19 protein-coding genes are annotated in these 18,006 nt (G+C 66.1%); 13 read left to right on the top strand and 6 right to left on the bottom strand.

Translation table 11 applies throughout. The annotated features are described in order from the left end of the window. Positions 1–169: 169 nt before the first annotated feature. Positions 170–1,363, top strand: a complete 1,194-nt coding sequence (locus OG716_RS39100) for a lipase family protein (protein WP_327146686.1) — start codon at positions 170–172, stop codon at positions 1,361–1,363. A gap of 135 nt (positions 1,364–1,498) precedes the next feature. Here the strand turns inward: OG716_RS39100 and OG716_RS39095 are convergent, their stop codons facing one another. Then, positions 1,499–3,001 carry an MFS transporter gene (locus OG716_RS39095; RefSeq protein WP_327141606.1) on the bottom strand — a complete coding sequence of 501 codons (1,503 nt, stop codon included), beginning with the start codon at positions 2,999–3,001 and terminating at the stop codon, positions 1,499–1,501. A gap of 118 nt (positions 3,002–3,119) precedes the next feature. Here OG716_RS39095 and OG716_RS39090 point away from each other — a divergent pair, with 118 nt between their 5' ends. The 7 genes from OG716_RS39090 (at position 3,120) to OG716_RS39060 (ending at position 9,572) form a co-directional block, all read left to right on the top strand. After that, complete coding sequence (locus OG716_RS39090) at positions 3,120–3,794, top strand: helix-turn-helix domain-containing protein (protein WP_355118520.1); 675 nt, start codon at positions 3,120–3,122, stop codon at positions 3,792–3,794. Between the two features lie 34 nt (positions 3,795–3,828). Beyond that, positions 3,829–5,127: a D-arabinono-1,4-lactone oxidase gene (locus OG716_RS39085; protein ID WP_405135225.1), complete on the top strand. Its 1,299-nt coding sequence runs from the start codon at positions 3,829–3,831 to the stop codon at positions 5,125–5,127. 103 nt (positions 5,128–5,230) lie between these two features. Further along, on the top strand, positions 5,231–5,422 hold the full coding sequence (locus OG716_RS39080) for a hypothetical protein (protein WP_405135224.1): 192 nt from the start codon (positions 5,231–5,233) through the stop codon (positions 5,420–5,422). A 9-nt stretch (positions 5,423–5,431) separates the two neighbouring features. Continuing rightward, entirely contained in the window at positions 5,432–5,731 is a 300-nt protein-coding gene (locus OG716_RS39075; RefSeq protein ID WP_355118526.1) for a hypothetical protein, read from the top strand. 90 nt (positions 5,732–5,821) lie between these two features. Next, complete coding sequence (locus OG716_RS39070; RefSeq protein WP_405135223.1) at positions 5,822–7,390, top strand: BCCT family transporter; 1,569 nt, start codon at positions 5,822–5,824, stop codon at positions 7,388–7,390. Between the two features lie 152 nt (positions 7,391–7,542). Beyond that, positions 7,543–7,929: an MscL family protein gene (locus tag OG716_RS39065; RefSeq protein WP_405135222.1), complete on the top strand. Its 387-nt coding sequence runs from the start codon at positions 7,543–7,545 to the stop codon at positions 7,927–7,929. Positions 7,930–8,021: 92 nt separating this feature from the next. Beyond that, on the top strand, positions 8,022–9,572 hold the full coding sequence (locus OG716_RS39060) for an MFS transporter (protein WP_405135221.1): 1,551 nt from the start codon (positions 8,022–8,024) through the stop codon (positions 9,570–9,572). A 37-nt stretch (positions 9,573–9,609) separates the two neighbouring features. Here the strand turns inward: OG716_RS39060 and OG716_RS39055 are convergent, their stop codons facing one another. Both OG716_RS39055 and OG716_RS39050 read right to left on the bottom strand, forming a co-directional pair. After that, positions 9,610–10,287, bottom strand: a complete 678-nt coding sequence (locus tag OG716_RS39055; RefSeq protein WP_405135220.1) for a CDGSH iron-sulfur domain-containing protein — start codon at positions 10,285–10,287, stop codon at positions 9,610–9,612. A gap of 4 nt (positions 10,288–10,291) precedes the next feature. Then, a complete protein-coding gene (locus tag OG716_RS39050) occupies positions 10,292–11,596 on the bottom strand; it encodes a DUF3533 domain-containing protein (protein WP_405135219.1) in 1,305 nt (434 codons plus the stop codon). A 79-nt stretch (positions 11,597–11,675) separates the two neighbouring features. On the opposite strand from OG716_RS39050, the gene OG716_RS39045 reads away from it, so the two are divergent. Together OG716_RS39045 and OG716_RS39040 are read left to right on the top strand one after the other, a co-directional pair. Continuing rightward, on the top strand, positions 11,676–12,281 hold the full coding sequence (locus OG716_RS39045) for a TetR/AcrR family transcriptional regulator (protein WP_405135218.1): 606 nt from the start codon (positions 11,676–11,678) through the stop codon (positions 12,279–12,281). An 88-nt stretch (positions 12,282–12,369) separates the two neighbouring features. Beyond that, positions 12,370–12,999: a TetR/AcrR family transcriptional regulator gene (locus OG716_RS39040; protein WP_405135217.1), complete on the top strand. Its 630-nt coding sequence runs from the start codon at positions 12,370–12,372 to the stop codon at positions 12,997–12,999. 61 nt (positions 13,000–13,060) lie between these two features. On the opposite strand, the gene OG716_RS39035 is transcribed toward OG716_RS39040, so the two are convergent. Further along, complete coding sequence (locus tag OG716_RS39035) at positions 13,061–14,266, bottom strand: helix-turn-helix domain-containing protein (protein WP_405135216.1); 1,206 nt, start codon at positions 14,264–14,266, stop codon at positions 13,061–13,063. A gap of 349 nt (positions 14,267–14,615) precedes the next feature. On the opposite strand from OG716_RS39035, the gene OG716_RS39030 reads away from it, so the two are divergent. Genes OG716_RS39030 through OG716_RS39020 form a run of 3 tightly spaced genes read left to right on the top strand, consistent with a single transcriptional unit; the run spans position 14,616 to position 15,966 of the window. Next, positions 14,616–14,960, top strand: a complete 345-nt coding sequence (locus OG716_RS39030) for a hypothetical protein (protein ID WP_405135215.1) — start codon at positions 14,616–14,618, stop codon at positions 14,958–14,960. Continuing rightward, positions 14,957–15,214: a Clp protease N-terminal domain-containing protein gene (locus tag OG716_RS39025; RefSeq protein ID WP_405135214.1), complete on the top strand. Its 258-nt coding sequence runs from the start codon at positions 14,957–14,959 to the stop codon at positions 15,212–15,214. Before OG716_RS39030 ends, OG716_RS39025 begins: the two co-directional genes overlap by 4 nt. Beyond that, positions 15,169–15,966 carry a DUF4132 domain-containing protein gene (locus tag OG716_RS39020; protein WP_405135213.1) on the top strand — a complete coding sequence of 266 codons (798 nt, stop codon included), beginning with the start codon at positions 15,169–15,171 and terminating at the stop codon, positions 15,964–15,966. Before OG716_RS39025 ends, OG716_RS39020 begins: the two co-directional genes overlap by 46 nt. Here OG716_RS39020 and OG716_RS39015 read toward each other — a convergent pair. Then, positions 15,942–17,399, bottom strand: coding sequence for an FAD-binding protein (locus OG716_RS39015; RefSeq protein WP_405135212.1), 1,458 nt, complete (start codon positions 17,397–17,399; stop codon positions 15,942–15,944). The two genes, OG716_RS39020 and OG716_RS39015, sit on opposite strands and share 25 nt — an antisense overlap. Further along, on the bottom strand, positions 17,396–17,887 hold the full coding sequence (locus OG716_RS39010) for a VOC family protein (RefSeq protein ID WP_405135211.1): 492 nt from the start codon (positions 17,885–17,887) through the stop codon (positions 17,396–17,398). The genes OG716_RS39015 and OG716_RS39010 overlap by 4 nt, the downstream gene beginning before the upstream one ends. Positions 17,888–18,006: the final 119 nt, after the last annotated feature.

Below are 18,006 nucleotides of genomic sequence, written 5' to 3'. Positions count from 1 at the left end.
CCTGCCCCGCTCGGCACCGCCGGCGCTGGGACCCACCAGCCTCCTCTTCAGTTTGCCAAATCGTTGCCAATCGGCGTGTTGCTGAGACCGAACAGCACCCGGGAACTGCGAGGATAGTGCCGCTTGCCCGGTGTTGTCCCATCGGCCTCAGAGGAGAGCCAAGTTGGCGGTGCGGCAGTTGATCAGAAGCATGCTGGTCCGGAGCTGCGGCATTGCCGCAGCGGCGATCGCCGTGATGGCGACCGCTCCGGCGGCTCACGCGGGTGCGGTGTACCCGATCGCGGAACCCGACGGGTTCTACTATGCCCCAGGTAATCTCGGGGACAGCGCCCCCGGGGACGTCTTGCGCTCCCGCCTGATGCCGGCCAACCCCTGGCCCGGTGCGACGGTGTGGCAGTTGCTCTTCCACTCCACGAACTCATCCGGCGGGCCCATTGCCGCCGTCACCACCCTCATCGTGCCCGGCCCCGGCCCGCACCCCCTGGTCTCGTACCAGCCGTTCGTGAATTCGCTGGGCATGCAGTGCGCGCCGTCGCATGCGCTGTTCGACGGCGGACTCAAGGAATCGGGTGCGCTCGAATTGCTGCTGGCGCGTGGCTGGGCGGTTGCCGTCCCCGACCACCTGGGCCCGACCAGTGCCTACGGCGCGGCCCGGCTGGGTGGCCAGATCACCCTCGACGGCATTCGCGCCGCCGAACGCTTCGCCCCTGCGGGACTGGGTAATTCACCGGTCGGCATGGTCGGCTACTCCGGCGGCGCCATGGCCACCGGATTCGCCGCCGCGCTGGCGCCCACCTATGCGCCCGAACTGCCCATCGTCGGTTTCGCGGACGGTGGCGTACCGGTGAATCCGGGCAAGATCGCCATCGACGTCGGCGATGTCCCGCATCCGCTGTTCGGGCTCGGCTTCGCGGTCGCGGTCGGCATGGAGCGCGAGTATCCCGACGCGCTTCCGCTCGACAATGCTTTGACCCCGGCGGGTTTCGCGATGCGGGACCGGATCGCCAATTCCTGTGTGGACGACATCATCTCGGCCGGGGCCGGGCACACCATCGGTGAGATGTTCCACCGCGGCATCGAGAACGATCCGACCCTCATCGGCGCCTTCCACGACAATGCCCTCGAGATCTACCCGGGCGTCCCCCGTGTCCCCATGTACGAATGGCACGGCGGCAATGACCAGGTGCCGCTGGATCTCGCGCTCAATACGGCGGGACGCTATTGCGCGGCAGGCACTCCGGTGCAGTTCGACATCATTCCGGGCGCCGATCACGGTACGGCGATCTTCCCCGGCGCGGTCAAGGCCGTCAGCTATCTTTCGGATCGGTTCGCGGGTGTGCCGCCACCGTCCAACTGCCGCTGACGATTCGGCACCGGCTCAGCTGTAAACACCGCGGCCCCACTCATTTCGAAGAGTGGGGCCGCGGTGGTCCTTGGCCCGGAATGCACCGCACCCCACCCGCGCGAGCGGATGGGGTGCAGATTTTCCAGGCGAATCTCAGTGTGCCAGAACGGGTTCGCCCTCGGAGGGGACCGGAACCTTGTTCGGCATGATGAGTCCGGTGACGACCGCACCCACCACGAAGATCGCGGCGGCCCACCAGAACGCGGTGGTGTAGCTCTGCACCGCGGCCTCGGCCAGCGCCGCCGGTGACGCGCCATGGTCGGACACATAGTTTCCGAGGGCCGTGGCGGCCAGGGTGCTCAGCAGCGCGGTACCGATGGAACCGCCGACCTGCTGGCTGGTGTTGACCATGGCCGAGGCCACACCGGCGTCTTCGTGCTCCACCCCGGAGGTGGCGCCGATGAAGGCGGTCGACATCGCGGTACCGAGGCCGACACCCATCAGGATGAGGCTGGGCAGGATGTGGCTGGCGTACGCGGTGTCCACGCCGATCCGGGTCAGCAGCGCCATACCCAGTGCGGCGAGCAGGAATCCGGTCACCACGGTCACCCGCGGACCGACCCTCGGCACCAGCAGCGACGGCACGGTCGTGGAGGACACCACCATGCCCGCGACCATCGGCAGGAAGGCCACGCCGGTCATGATCGGCGAGAAGCCCAGCGACTGCTGCATGTAGTAGGTCAGGAACAGGAACATCGCGAACATGCCGATGCCGATGGAGAACACGGTCAGGTAGGACGCGGCCCGGGTGCGATCGAGGATCACGCGCAGCGGCAGCAGCGGATGCGCGACCCGGGTTTCCAGCCAGACGAAGACCGCCAGCAGCACCACGCCGCCGATGAGGAAGGACAGCGTCGTCGAGTTGGCCCAGCCGTCGGTCTCGGCCTTGGAGAAGCCGTACACGATGGCGAACAGGGCGGCGCTCACCGAGAGCGTGCCGGGCAGATCGAGCTTGGGCCGCTGGGTGGCGGTGTGCTTGGCGAGCAGCATGACCGCACCGACCAGCGCGATGGCGGCGAAGACCAGGTTCACGTACATGACCCAGCGCCACGAGGCCCATTCGGTCAGCGCGCCGCCGAGCAGCAGTCCGAGAGCGCCGCCGGCGCCCGCGATGGCGCCGAAGATGCCGAACGCCTTGGCGCGTTCCTTGGGTTCGGTGAAGGTCACGGTCAGCAGTGACAGTGCAGCGGGGGCAAGCAGTGCGCCGAAGACGCCCTGCGCCACACGAGCGCCGACCAGCACCTCGAAGCTACCGGCGGCACCGCCGATGGCCGAAGCGCCGGCGAAGCCGATCAGACCCACGATGAAGGTGGTCCGGCGGCCGAAAAGATCGGAGAGCCGTCCGCCGAGCAGCAGCAGGCTGCCGAAGGCGAGGGCATAGCCGGTGACCACCCATTGCCGGTCACCGTTGGAGAAGTGCAGGTCGGCCTGTGCGGCCGGCAGTGCGATGTTCACGACGGTCGCGTCGAGCACCACCATCAGCTGCGCCACGCCGAGTACGGCGAGCACCCACCAGCGCAGGGCGTGCGAGCCACGGCGACCGTCTCCGGTCGTCGGCGCGGCCACTGCCTTCTCTTTCTCGAGAGCTGTCGTCATGGTCGTTTTCCTTGTCCCCTAGGATTAGCGGAGAGGCCGTCTCCGTTTACCGGTTAAAGCTATCATCTAAACGGAGATATACCCTCCGGATAATCCCGGCCCCTGTTAGGATTACGGTGTGAATCACGTCACCACCGCGCCCCCACCGCGCCGTTTGCGCGCGGACGCCGCGCGCAATCAGCAACGCATCATCGCGGCAGCACGCGAGCTCTTCGCCGATCGCGGGCTCGAGGTCACCCTGGACGATGTGGCCGAAAGAGCGGGCGTCGGCGTCGGCACCGTCTACCGCCGGTTCGCGAACAAGCAGGAACTCATCCTGGAAGTGTTCGACGCCATGGTCACCGAGCTGGCCGCCGCGGTCGAGCTCGCCCTGCACCATCCCGACCCATGGCAGGGCCTGGTGGAACTGTTCGAATACTCCTGCCGTCATATGGCCCTGAACCGCGGCTTCGGCGAGGTCGTGCTGGAAATGCACGACAGCATGGACCGTTTCGTCTGCATGAAGGAGCGCGTGCAGCCCGGCATGCAGGCCGTCATCCGCCGCGCCAAGGAGGCGGGTGCACTGCATCCGAGCGTCGAGGCGGGCGATTTCTTCGCCATGGTGAACATGGTCGACGGCGTGGCCGGCTTCGCCCGCCCGGTCAATACCGATGTCTGGCAGCGCTATATGACCATCGTCCTCAACGGCGTCCGCGGCGACGGCGTCCCACGCCTGCCCCTCACCCAGCGCGCACTGACCGACAGCGAGGTCGAACGCGCCAAAGAAGCGATGTGCACCAGCCGGAAACGGTAGCGCTTCTCACACCTCTCGGTTTAAAGTTGGTCGCATGACCAACTCTTGGGCGAACTGGGCCGGGGATCAGGGCTGTTCTCCGGCGGCCATCGCCGACCCGGGCACGCCCGAGGAAGTCGCCGCGGTGCTGGCACGCGCCGAGGCAGCCGGGCATACCGTGCGCGTCGCCGGATCGGGACATTCCTTCACCGATACCGTGCTGACCGACGGGACGCTCATGCGCCTGAACAAGCTCGACAAGATCCTGTCCGTGGATCGGGCTGCCGGGCTGGTTCGTGTCGAGGCCGGCGCCACGCTGAACGCGGTCAGCAATGCGCTGCATCCGATGGGGCTGGCGTTTCCCAATCTCGGCGATATCGATGTGCAGTCCGTCGCGGGCGCGACGGCCACCGGCACGCACGGCACCGGGGCGAAGCTGCAGAACCTCTCCGCCGCACTGCAATCGGTGGAGCTCATGCTCGCGGACGGCAGCCGGGTCGAGCTCAACGAGCAGACCGATCCGGACGGCTGGCGCGCGGCGCGGGTGAATGTGGGCGCGCTCGGCGTGGTCACCGCCCTCACCCTGCAGATGGCGCCGTCGTTCGTGCTCGAAGGAGTGGAGAGACCGCTGCCCGTCGAGGAGGTCCTCGAGGACCTCGACACCTATGTCGATGGCAATGAGCACTTCGAGTTCTACATGTTCGCGCACAGTCCGCTGGCAATGACCAAGCGCAACAATCGGGTCCAGTTGCCGGAGCAACCGCGCGGCAAGGCCGTGGACTGGTTCTCCGACATCCTGCTCTCCAACTACACCTTCGACGCGCTGTGCAAGCTCACCCGGCGCAGTTCGAGCCTCATCCCCTATGTGCAACGCGCCGCGGCCTTCGCGGGCAGTTACCGCCGTCAGGTGGAGCGTTCCTACCGGGTCTTCGCCACCACCAGGCTCTTCCGCTTCACCGAGATGGAGTACGCCATCCCGCGCGAGCACTCCGTGGACGCGATTCGCGAGATCAAGGATCTCGCCAAGCATTTCGACACCGTCATGCCGATCGAGGTGCGGTGGGTCGCGCCCGATGACGCCTTCCTGTCCCCCGCCGGTGGCCGCGAGACCTGCTATATCGCGGTGCATCAGTACCAGGGCATGGACTACGAACCGTATTTCCGCGCCTGCGAGCGCGTTTTCGATCGATACAACGGCCGCCCGCACTGGGGTAAGCGGCACTTCCAGACCGCCGAGACGCTGAGCCGGCGCTATCCGGAGTGGGAGAAGTTCGCCGATGTCCGCAAGCGCTTCGACCCGCAGGGCCGATTCACGAATGCCTACATCGAGCGCGTGCTGGGCCCCATCGGCTGAGTTATGATCGGTTGCTGAAAGATCGCTGAGCCTGGCGATTCTGCTCGTCGAACTGTCCTGGATGTACGCCCGACCCGGGTGTGACCACACGTAGGAGGTTTCGATGTCTGATTTCAACGACAAGATCAACGATGCGACCGATCAGGCTAGGGATGCGGCGAAAGATGCTGCGGACAAGGCCGAGAGCATGGGCGATCAGATGAAGGACCGCCTCGAGCACGCGGGCGAGGACGTCAAGGAGAAGGTCGGCGGCTTCGTCGACAAGATGAAGGAAAAGCTCGGCGGCTCGAAGTAGCGGGCCGCCATGCCGACTCCTGACGAACTCGGCGATTCCGCGGAGGGTCTGGCCGATAAGGCCGGAGTCGCCGCCGGGCAACTCGCCGAACGGGCCAGCGGCGCGGCCGCCGAGCTCGCCGACCGGGCCAGCTCCGCGGCGGCCGACCTCGCCGATATGGCGAAGGCGTTCGCCGACAAGCTCAATACCGAGGATATGCAGGGCACCCTCGAACAGGTGCGCGCCAACCTCGAGCATGCGGCGCAGGACGTCATGGCGGCGGTCAACGAGATCGTGACCGCCATGAAGGACAAGGTAAGCGGCAAGTAATCGAGACAACCCCGATCCCGGGCTGCGGCCGGGATGGGGGTTGTTCCGTATCGGAGTCCGATCTCCCGCACTCGACAGAGGACACTCCACGTGAGCGCACCGAGCAAATCATCCGGCTCGACTCCCGTCCATTCGCGAGCAGCGGTGGCGCCCAGGGTGTTCTGGCCGTCGGCCATCGTAGTCACGGCATTCACGGTGTATGCCATCGTCTTTCGCGATACCGCCGCCCGGCAGGCGAAAGCGCTGCAGGACAATGTGATCGGCGGCTTCGGCTGGTACTACATCGTCATCGTCTCGCTGTTCGTGGTCTTCGCGATCTGGCTGGGTGTGGGCCGCTTCGGTGACATCCCGCTCGGCCCGGACGGCGAGCGGGCCGAATACTCGATCGGCGCTTGGCTTTCCATGCTCTTCGCCGCGGGAATGGGTATCGGCCTGGTGTTCTGGGGCGTGGCCGAACCGCTGTTCCACTACGACGATCCGCGGCCCGGTGTGGGGTCCTCGCCCGCGCAGCGCGCCGACTCCGCCATGGTGCAGACCTTCCTGCACTGGGGAATTCACCCGTGGGCGATCTATGTGGTGGTCGGCCTTGCGCTCGCGTATTCGATGCATCGCAAGGGGCATCCGGTATCCATCCGCTGGTCGCTGGAGTCCCTGCTGGGCGACCGGATTCGCGGCTGGTCCGGCGATGTCATCGATATCGTGGCGGTCATCGGCACTGTCTTCGGCGTGGCGACCTCACTGGGGCTGGGCATTCTGCAGATCTCGGCGGGCCTGAATTACCAAGAGTGGCTACATGAGCCGGGTAAGGGCCTGCAGGTGGTGCTGATCATCGTGGTCACGGCGCTGGCGACCATTTCGGTGGTGACGGGTGTGGACAAGGGCATCAAGCTCCTGTCCCAGGCGAATATGAGTGTGGCCGGATTGCTGCTGCTGTACGTACTGGTGGCCGGGCCGACGCTGTTCATCGTCAATGACCTGGTGCAGAATTTCGGCTCCTACATCCAGTCACTGCCCAAGATCAGCCTCTATACCGGCGCGACCGAGGGTCCGAGCGGTACCGCCTGGACGCAGCAGTGGACGGTTTTCTACTGGGGCTGGTGGATCTCCTGGGCGCCGTTTGTCGGCGTCTTCATCGCGCGCATCTCGCGCGGCCGCACCGTGCGCGAATTCGTGGCCGGGGTACTGCTGGTGCCGACGCTGCTGACCTTCGTCTGGTTCGCGGTCTTCGGCGGCGCGGGCCTGCATCGGGAAATGTTCGGCGGCGGCGGACTTGTCGGTCCGGACGGGCCGGACCGCGACAGCGCGCTGTTCGCCATGCTGAATACGCTGCCGGGCGGCAGCATCACCGCGGGACTGGCCATTTTGGTGATCGTGCTGTTCTTCGTCACCTCGGCAGACTCCGGCGCGCTGGTGGTGAACATGCTGTCCTCGGGCGGCAATCCGAACCCGCCGGTCTGGAGCCGGGTGTTCTGGACCTTGGCACAAGGTGCGGTAGCTATTGCGTTGCTACTTGCCAGCGGTACGGGCATTGCGGCACTCACGACACTGCAGACCGTGGCGATCCTCATCGCGCTGCCGTTCAGCGTGGTTATGTTGGCCATGTGCTGGGCACTGGTCCGCACCTTCCGGGCCGAGCAGAGTCCGGCACACCCGGACTGATCACAAACTGACCAGAATGTGACGGTGACCAATCGGGGCGTGCCATGTACCAGCGGCGGTAACGGCGCCCCCTAGACTTCGGCGCAGAAGATTACGGATTCGTCACGGATTGGATTTCCTGCGTCATGTTCAAGGGCTTCAAGAATTTTCTGATGAGGGGCAATGTCATCGACCTGGCGGTCGCGGTGGTCATGGGTACCGCCTTCACCGCCATCGTCACTTCGGTGACAAAGGGGCTGGTAGAGCCGCTGTTGGCAACGGCGGGGGGCAATAGCGAATTCGGCCTGGGCTTCCAGATCCTGGCGGACAAGCCCTCGACCTTCGTGGCGCTCGGCCCGATCATCAGCGCCGGCATCAATTTCGTGACGGTCGCGGCGGTGCTCTACTTCGTGCTGATCCTGCCGATGACGCATCTCAAGTCGCGGCTCGTCAAGCCGACCGTCAAGGCCGATCCCACCGAGCTGGAGCTGCTCGCCGAGATCCGCGATCTGCTCGCCACGCAGCGGGCCGCGAAGACCGAACAGCTCGACAACCGGTAACAGCGACTTCCGCCGCCTCCCGGGAACAGCGATAGGGTGCTAGCCAAGGCGTTGCTGGCACGTCGTGAGTACCTATTCGAGGAGGCGGGAACGTGGGTCGCATCCCACCCCGGCAGTTGGCGCAGGACCTACCCGACAGCGGCCGTGCCCCGCTACCCGGCCGCTGGGCGATGCTCGCGGTGCTGTGCGCGAGCCTGCTGCTGGTCGCCATGGACGCCACGATCCTGAATGTGGCGCTGCCGTCGCTGATCGACCATATGGATCCCAGCCCCATGCAGCAGCTGTGGATCGTCGATCTCTACGGCCTGGTGCTGGGCGGTCTGCTCATCACCTGCGGTGCGATCGGTGACCGATTCGGCCGCAAGCGCCTGTTCATCGCCGGCTTCCTGCTGTTCGGCCTGGCCTCGGTGGTCGCCGCCACCTCGCATACGCCCATGCAGTTGATCGCCGGGCGCGCCCTGCTCGGCGTCGGCGGCGCCATGGTGATGCCGTCCACGCTCTCGATCATTCGCACTATCTTCACCGACGATCACGAGCGCACCCAGGCCATCGGCATCTGGGCCTCGGTGGCGGGCGCGGGCGCGGCCATCGGGCCACTGGTCGGCGGGCATCTGGTGCAGTCCTTCGGCTGGTCCGCGGCCTTCTGGCTGAATGTGCCGGTGGTGGTGTTCACCGTGGTGGCCGGACTGTGGCTGCTGCCGGAATACCGTGCGCCTCAACACGGCAGGCTGGATTGGTTCAGCGCGTTACTGTCGGTCCTCGGCATCGTCGCACTCGCCTGGGGCATCAAGCATGTGGCGAAGGGCAATCCGGCGCCGGTCGATCTCGTGATCCTGGTCGCCGCGCTCCTGCTGCTGGGGCTGTTCACCTACCGCCAGCTGAAGTCTCCCGATCCGCTGCTGGATGTGCGGCTGTTTCGCAATCGCGCCTTCACCGCGGCGGCGCTGGCGACACTGCTGGCCATGCTCGCCATCGGCGCGGCGCTGTTCCTTATCTCGTTGTGGCTGCAGTACATTCACGGCTTCACGCCGTCGGAGGCAGGGCTGCGCACCCTGCCCGCGGCGGTCGCCATGCTGCTCGGATCGCTGTCGACGCCGTGGCTGCTGCAGCGGATCGGGGTGCGCGCCCTGATGGGCTTCGCACTGGGTGCGGTCGCCGTGGGTTTCGCGGTGCTGGCGGCCGTGCCGGACACCACCTATCCGGTGGTGGCCCTGGTGCTGTTCACCCTCGGCCTCGGTGACGGGCTCGCAATCACCACTGCCGCAGCGGTTCTGGTGTCCGCGGTGCCGCCGGAGCGGGCCGGAATGGCGGGCGCGGTGGAGGAGACCAACTACGAATTGGGCATCGGCCTGGGTGTGGCGCTGCTGGGCAGTATCCACGGCCGCCTGTTCGTCTCGCATATGACGGATCTGCCGCTGCAGGGCGAGCAGCTCGATACCGCCCGCGGTTCGGTCGGCGGTGCGGCCTATGTGGCGGATCAGGTCGGTGGACCGGCCGGAGCGCACATTCTCGAAATCGCCCAGCACGCCTACGATTCCGCCCTCACCACCACCTCGTGGATCTCCGCCGCCATGGTGGGCGCGGTGGCGGTGCTGACGGTGGTGCTGGTGCCGCGCGGTTTCACGGCCGCGTCCGCGCACTGAGTGGTGCGGGGCCGAAAAGTCGTTCGGCCCCAATCGCTCAGCCCGGAGCGTCGGTGAAGCCGACGGCGGCGTGACTGCCATCGCAGAACGGCTTGTTGCGCGATGCGCCGCAGCGGCACAGCGTCACCCGGTTCCGCACCTCGTAGTCGTCCCCGTCTGCGGCGGTGACCTGGATGCCGCCGCGCACCCACAGCGGTCCGCTGACACCCTGGGCCGGATCCTCGACCAGTGCAATGGATTTCGGAAGTTCCGGCTCCAATGCGGTGCGCTCGGCCAGATTCCAGGCGACCAGGCGACCGGACGGACAGTCCTGCGATTGCTGCCTGGTGGCGGCCGCGGCCTGTGCGCCCGGCTGTTCCACCAGATTCCAGACCTGGCCGTCGGCATCGCAGAAGCGGGCGAACGCGCACAGCTGCTGCGCGTCGGTCAGGGTGACCTCGGGGCCGTCCTGTTCGGTGGCCTGCGCGAGATACGGTGCGCGCGTGGCGACTTCGGCGCCGTCGAATCCGATCTTGGCGTGCGTGCCGTCGCAGAACGGTTTCTTGTTCGAATGGCCGCATCGGCACAGGCTGTAATTGTCGCCCGGTGTTTCGACGGGGGCACCCGCCAGCCACTCCCGCGAGGTGCCCGCGTCATCGGTGCCGATGGTCTGCGTCGCGAGCGGGACCGCGCCGGTGACGCGATACGGGCCGTTCTCGGTAACCCTGATCTGCACAGGACTACTCCACCAGCACGTCTTCCTCGGGCTTGTGCGACACGCCGAGTCGCGACAGGCCGCGCAGATCGTAACTGTGGGTGGCGATCGCACCGAGCAGCAGACCGGCGGTAAGCCCGAACAGCGTCATCCACAGACCGGTGCTCAAACCGGCTTCGAGATGTCCGTCGAAGTAGAGCAGCGAGCGCACGGCCAGGTAGATCTGGTGCATGGGTTCGAAATTCGCGAGGAACGCGATATAGCGCGGGGTCGCCTCGATGGGGATGGTGCCCGAGGAGGACGGCAGGCCCAGCACCACGAACACGATCATATTGATCAGCAGACCGGCGGTGCCGAAGGCGGCCAGCACCGACAGGCCCGTCACGCAGACCGCGATGATGGCGAGGGTGCCGTAGAGGAACAGCGGCAGCACATGTTCGATCGGCATATCGAGCAGCGTCGCGATGCCGAGGAACACGCCCGAGGAAATCGGCGCGATCACCACCGCCATGGCCCACTTCACCAGCAGGGTGCGCCAGCGCGAGATGGCCACCGGCGGTAGGTGCCTGTACCAGGGGCCGTATTCGGCGGGCACGTAGCCGAGCACATTGTCGACCATGGAGTGAATGATCATGGCCCCGCTGAATCCGATGAACAGCAGGATGAGGGTGTAGAAGAAGGCCGACAGGCCCTGGCCGGTGCCCTCGGGCAGCGGGTGGAAGGCGCTGACGCTGACGTCGATCGGCTTGGCCAGCTGCAATCGGGCCGCGCCGCTGAGTTCGGTGGGCGCCGCGCCCGGGGCGGGTTGCAGTTTCGCCTTGACCTGGGCGGTGAGCTGCGCGCCGACTGTGTCGTTGATCTGGGCCATGGCCTGATCGGTAATGCGCTGCACGATCGACGCGGAGTAGGTGCTCGCGCGCGGATTGGTGTGCACGGTGATGACGGGCCGCTCGATATCACCGGGCACCACCGAGGCCGTGGCCAGAATGGTGAGCCGTTTGGTGAAGTCGCTCGGGATGACGATTTCGCCGTAGAGGCGGCCGTCGGACAGCAGTCGCTGGGATTCGCTGATGCCGATCACCCGCAGGTCGATCTTGTCGGCCGGAATCTTCGAGGTCAGCGCGTCGGTGATCTGGTTGCCGATATTCATCGGCTTGCCGTCCAGGACGTCGCCATTGTCCTGATTCACCAGCGCGATGGGGAAATCGTGCAGGTTTTTCTCGGGATCGGAGGTGTATCCCAGGTACATCGTCCCCATCAGCGCAGCCAGCAGGGTGACCACCAGGACCGGTCCGATCCAGCCGCGCAGCGGCACACTGTTTTTCGTCATAACACTCGCAAATGTAGGCACTGACAACAAAGTAGTCAATGCCAACATCTCGGAGTGTGTCCGATATCCTGCACTGACCATGTCTCGTCATGACACCGCCGTCGCCCAGCGCTCGTACCACCACGGCGACCTCCGAGCCGAACTGCTGCGCCGCGCCGAAGCACTGCTGCGCCGCGGCGGGATCGACGGGCTCTCGCTGCGGCAGCTCGCCCGCGATACCGGCGTCTCGCACGCCGCCCCGAGCCGGCACTTCCGCGATAAGCAGGCGCTGCTGGACGCACTCGCGGTCGCGGGTTTCGAACGACTCGGCGCCTCCTTCGAAATCATCGCGGCCTCCGGAACCCTGCTGGAGCGGGTCACCGCCGTGGCGCGCGCCTATATGCGCTTCGCCATCGACAATCCGGAATTGCTGGCGGTCATGTTCGCGCGCAAGAGCCGCCAGACCCCGGCCATCGAGGCCGCGGTGGGCAAGGCGCTCGCCACGCCGTTCGCCATGATCACCGACGGCCAGGAACTCGGCGAGGTGGTGGCCGGTGACCCGCGGCGAATCTGCCTGTCCGCCATGGCGGCCCTGCAGGGGCTGGCGACCTTCGTCGGCTCGGGCTTCGTGACCGCCGAGGATGCGGACGGGCTGTTCGAGGAAACCGTGACCCACATGTTGGACGGTTTGCGTCCCCGTCGCTGAATTCCCGGCACTCCCCCGTTACCTTTGGTGCGGACCATAAGTAGAGCGCGATACACCGAAGGCAGGCAGTGAAACCCGAGGGCAGGCAGTGACCATCGAGGGCAGGCAGTACGGCGGCCGAGCCGTCACCGAGCGGAAAGCCGAACGCCGGCAGCGTTTTCTCGACGCCGCCATCCAGATCTTCGGCGACCGCGGCTACGCCAACTGCTCATTGGCCGATGTGTGCGCCGCCGCCGGCCTGTCCAAGCGCCAGTTCTACGAGGAGTTCGCCACCCGCGAAGACGTCCTCGTCGCCGCCTACGACCAAATCCAGAACGAGGCGGCCGCCGCCCTCGCCGCCGCCCTCGCCGAACTGGGCCCCGACCCCGATCCCCGCGAGACGGTCACCCTGGTCCTGTCCGCCTTCCTCGAATCGGTCGGCGCCGACCCCTACCGCGCCAAAGTCGCCTTCGTCGAGGTAGTAGGCGTCAGCCAAGCCATGGAAGAACACCGCCGCGCCCGCCGCCACGTCTGGATCGCCACCATCCGCGCCGCCCTGGAACCCCTCGCCGGCCCCGGCGCCCGCATCCGCGGCAATTCCGATATGGCAGGCAGCGCCCTGATCGGCGCCGTCAACGGCCTGGCCCACGAGTGGCTGCTGTCGGACCCCCGCCCTCCGGTCAGCGAACTCGTCGACATGCTTGTCCCCATTGCGGTTTCGCTCATAGTCAGCGACTGACACCCGCCGTGGGACAGGTCGCCGAACGCGGATAATCACGCCCGGAATCGCTTCAGGCGCCTCAGAGGCTGGGGGTGATGCCGCACCAGGCAGCAAAGCCCCGGACGGTGTCGTTGCGGCGGGAGTCTTCGCGGGCGAGGACGCGAATGGTTTCGTGGACCATGGGGTGGAAGCGGGTCAGTGACGGCGCGGTGGCCTTTGCGGTCTGGAGGGCGTCGAGGACGAGTGTGCGGTCGCCGTGCAACAGGTAGGCGCGGGCGAGGTCGATGTAGTGGTGCCCGGATCGCGAGCGCGGTGTTCCGGCAGGGATGAACATGCCATCGGCACGTTTGAGTGCCTCTCCACCGTCCATCATCTCGACGGCCAGAGATACCGACCAGATGCTTGTGTTCGTCGGGCCGAATACGAGGACTTCGTCGCGGTCATGACCGATCCGGTTGGCGGTATCGACGGCCTCAGCGAGATGGGAGTCCGCTCGATCACGAGATCCAGCACGTGCGGCGGCCAAGGCTGATTGCAGATGTAGACCACCCCAGGCGATCAGATCGCGCTCATCGCCCGCGCCGAGCACCGGCTCGAGATGAGCACGACAAAGCTCCAGGTATGTCAGCGCGGTTTTCCAATCCCCGCCGTTCGTCAGCAGGGTTGCGCGATGAAATTGGCTCGCGGCTATCCACAGCGGATCGCCACTTTCATTGGCAGCCCAGGTCATTCGGTCGACCGAGCTCGCTGCCAGATCGATGTAGCCCATCTTGTGCGCGAGGCTGCGAACGTTGTAGTACAACTCGGCCAGGAGGACGAAAGCTTGGTCGCGGTCGTATCCGGCGCTCCGGTGGACCAGGGCACGGGCCTCGGTGACCAGAGGGGGAAGTATGTCGGCGAGTTTGGGCGCTGCGGCATCCCGTCGATACTGGCGAGCCTGTACAACGTCCTTCGAGAGCCTGGCCAGCGGCCGCACTTCGATATCGTCGTCAGCCAGGTCGTATGCGGCAAGTTCATTGCGCAGCAACGCAATTGCTCCGTGCAGCTCTCGATCTTCGGCGGTTGTGGGCGGGAATGGCTGCCCGAGCAATTCGGCCGTGCTGGTGCGCAAGGCCTTTGCGCACGCCGAGATATAGGCCGGCGTCGCAGCGCGCCGACCCTGCTCGACAGCACTGATCAGGGATGTCGAGAGCGCCGTCTCCATGGACAGCCTCGCCTGTGTCCAGCCTTTCAGCTTGCGGGCCTGGGCAACTCGCTCGCCGACGCCGGTCGATTCATCGATCATCACGGCCTCAATTCAACTCGTCCCCTCGTCCCGAGAGTGCCACAAATTGTAGGAGTTCGCAGGTCCCGGCCGTAGCAATCTGGCCACACCACCTGATGCGGGTCGGGGCAGGACGGTCCCACCCGAATCCCGAGCACCGGGTGTATCCAATGACCCAAGACCGGAGGACACCGGACATGGACGCTATTCTCGCGACTGTATTTGTTGCTGCCGCCATCTTTGTCGCGGCGCTACATTCAGCGAAGGCGGATGCTGCCCGCCACCGTAGCGGCCTGTCGGTCGAGGAAATTCGCACCCGAATCACGGCGGAGCGTCAGCGCACTTTCGTTCCAGCGCGGGGGTGGTGACGATGCCTCTGCCGTCGGCTGTCGGATATCTGCGCAGCGATGTTTCGGGCGTTCACCAAAAGTGGGACGAGATCCAGATTCGCAGTACCGCTGCGCGATTGGGGTACGACCTGCGCAAAACGGTTGTCTTCAGTGCGACTACGGAGCGACCTTTGCATCGGTTACGGGTGGTTGTCGACAGACTCGGTGTCGATGCGATCGTGACGCCGAGCGTCGCACATTTCAATGCCTGCGAGGTGCCTGCCGATCTGATCTCCGTCGCAGATGTCGTCACTGTGTCACCTGAGCAGATATTCGCCCGCGTGATCACTTCAGCGGACGCGTCGGGAAGGGACATTGGAGAATGACTCAGCCACTGAGCATGACCGTCACCTGCACCCCGAATCTTGCGCAGCTACTGGGCGCTGCCGATGAAATAGCTTCTGCCAGTCAGTCTTTCCCGATCGGCACCGAGCACGTCCTGCTCGCACTGATACGCGACCCGAGCGCCATTCCCATGGACGAGCTTCGGGTGCTCGGCATGGATCCGTGCGTCCTTCTGACTCGGCTGGCCGAATGTGCGCTCCACATACGGATGGGACTCGGCGACGCGAACTATTGAACTCACCGTGCTGCGATGTCCGCGAATCTGTCGGTGCCGCACGGCAAGATTGTCGGAGCTATCCAGCGGACGGAGGGAAAGGCGGTGGGGCGACCGGTATGACAACCGAACAGACGCGGCGGCTGGAGTCCGCCATGGTCGACGGTCGGCGATGGCGGGCCGATGCCTTTCGCGCGCTCGTGGTCGACCATCCGGTGTTGGGACCGGTTGCGCGGCAGCTGGTCTGGGCGATGTTCGACGCCGAGGAGGCGGCGATCGGATCGTTCCGGATCACGAAGGACCTCGGCCTGGCCGACGTCGACGGCGCTTCTCAGGAGCTACCCGCCGATGCGTTGATCGGCGTAGCCCATCCGCTGCACCTGGAAGGCACGCTCGAGCAGTGGCGCGGACTCTTCGCCCGCGACGAATTGCGCCAGCCGTTCGACCAGTTGAATCGCGGCGTGTATCGGTTCACGCCCGAGGAAGCGGCCGCTGATGAGCTGGCTCGCTTCGTGGATCGGCGGGTGCCGACCAAGCGGATCTATGGTGTGCAGCAGCAAGGTTGGGAGTTGTCGCATACTGCCCTGTTCCGGCGGTTCACTCCGAGGCGCGAAGTGATGGTCACGCTGACGCCGGGGATTCAGGGTGGTTACCGGTATGAGGTCGAGGAGCAGCGCATTGTGGCGGTGCGGCTCCGAGGCGGGGAGTTCGGCGTGTTGGATGCCGTGACCGCCTCGGAGCTGCTGCGTCAGTTGGAGCGGCTGGCGGCGTGACGGCCGGTGCGGCGGCCGAAGAATGATCCGGAGCCGAGCTGGGTGCCGCTGGCGTAGCCCTTGCCGTCCTGGGCCAGGGTGGATCCGTTCGCGCCTGCGGCGTAGAGGCCGGGGACCGGTGAACCGTTGTCGCGCAGTACCTCTCCGTTCACCGAGGTCCACAGCCCACCGAGGGTGAAGCCGGCGTAGAGCGCCTTGCCCAGGGTCAGATCGAATGCGCCCCACGGACCGTGGTCCTGCGGCTGCAGCCATTCGACGCCCTTGTGGAAGTCCGGGTCCTCACCCTTCGCGGCATGCGTGTTGTACCGGTCGAGTGTGGATTGCAGTGCCTCATACGGAATTCCGAGTCCAGCAGCCATCTCCTCGACGGTCTCCCAGCCGTCGATGAACGGGGCGAGCGGGAAGTTCGGCCGCTCCATATGCTCCGAGTCGACAATGAGATACGCTGCCGCGCCGGGCTGTTCGAGCGCGAACGCCGAGGTACGGGAGTGGTAGGAGTCCTCGGAGACGAACCGCTTCCCCTCACGATTGACCACAATGCCGGTGAGCAGCTTGGACGGCGGATACACCGGCGCGGTCACGAATGCCTGATCCATATTCCGCGTCGCGGCGCCGGCCGAGATGCCGAGCCGGATGCCGAGTCCGTCGTCATAGGTGGTGCCCAGGACGAACGGCTTCTCGGCGAGCTGCGGCACATGCTCGGCGACCATCTCCGCATTCATGACGAACCCGCCGGCGGCGAGCACCACCGATGTCGCCCGCACCGCACCGGTTTCGCCCGGCCGCCGCCACTTCACGCCGATGATGGCGCCGTCGGCATCGGCGATCAGATTGGTCACGCCGGTCTCGTACTGCACCTCGACGCCGAGCTGGGCGGCCCGCTTGACCAGCAGTTCGATCACCAGCGCCGCGCCCTGGGTATCACCGGGCACCGGCACCTTGTGCCCGCGCGGGGCCGGCACGGCCTGCTCGCGATACGGCCAGACCTTCTCGTTGCCGGTGTACATCAGCCCCTGTGTTCCGGGCTGGATCACCGCCTTCTCCGGGTAGTAGCTGCGCTCGAATTCGAAGCCGAGCCCCTCCAGCCATTCGAAATGCGCGGTGCTGCCGTCGCAGTAGGCGCGAATCTTCTCCGGCTCGGGTTCGCGGGCCACCGCCATCAGGTACTTGTACATCTCGTCGGCCGAATCGGCGTGCCCGGTCGCCTGCTGTACCGCGGTGCCGCCACCGAGGTAGAAATGCCCGCCGGCCAGCGCCGTGGTGCCGCCGGCGACCGCCGCGCGCTCCAGCACCAGCACCCGCGCACCCTGTGCCGCGGCCTCCACCGCCGCGCAGCCGCCCGCGATGCCGAAGCCCGCCACCAGCACGTCGACTTCGGCGGTCCACTCGGTAATCGACTCCGCCGCAAGGATTTCCGGAATCTGTGTGCTCACTGCGCTTCCCTCTTGATCTGTTCGAAGAACGTCCGCATATTGATACCGACCTCCGCGAGTTCGAGGAACGGCACCCCGGCGTCACCGCCGTCCAGGTAGGCGAACCGCATCTGCCCACCCATAGTGCCCTGCTGCACCACGGGGATGCCCTGTGCGGCCGCTTCCCGCAGCGCGGCATCGAAATCGTTCGGTTCGGTGCAGATGTGGTGCAGCCCCGGCCCGCTCTGCTCCAGGAATTCGGTGTAGATCGAGGCGCCGCGCACCGGCTGGATCAGCTCCAGCTGGGTGTCTCCACTGTAGGACAGCGAGATGTGCGCCGTGAAATCCGCGGGTTCCCCACGGTAGGTCCAGGTTTCGGGCCCGAAGTGGATATCCGGCATTCGGGTCCAGCGCTGCGCCCCGAGCGCCGCGCCCAGGAACTTCTCGGTCTGCCCCACATCGGCGACCACCCAGGCGATCTGGGTGACGGGCCCCTTCGCCACGCTCATCACTGCTCCGTTCGACGTTCCCGTGGCCGCCGCCCGTTACCGGCCGCGCGCCACCCATCACCGGCAGTTAATCACAAACGCTTAAATTTGCAGCCGCATCACTCATCGCCACCCACGTC

Source organism: Nocardia sp. NBC_01388 (assembly GCF_045040085.1).
Classification (GTDB): Bacteria; Actinomycetota; Actinomycetes; order Mycobacteriales; family Mycobacteriaceae; genus Nocardia.
The sequence above is the reverse complement of the archived record's forward strand: the minus strand, read 5'-3'. Positions and strand labels throughout refer to the sequence as shown.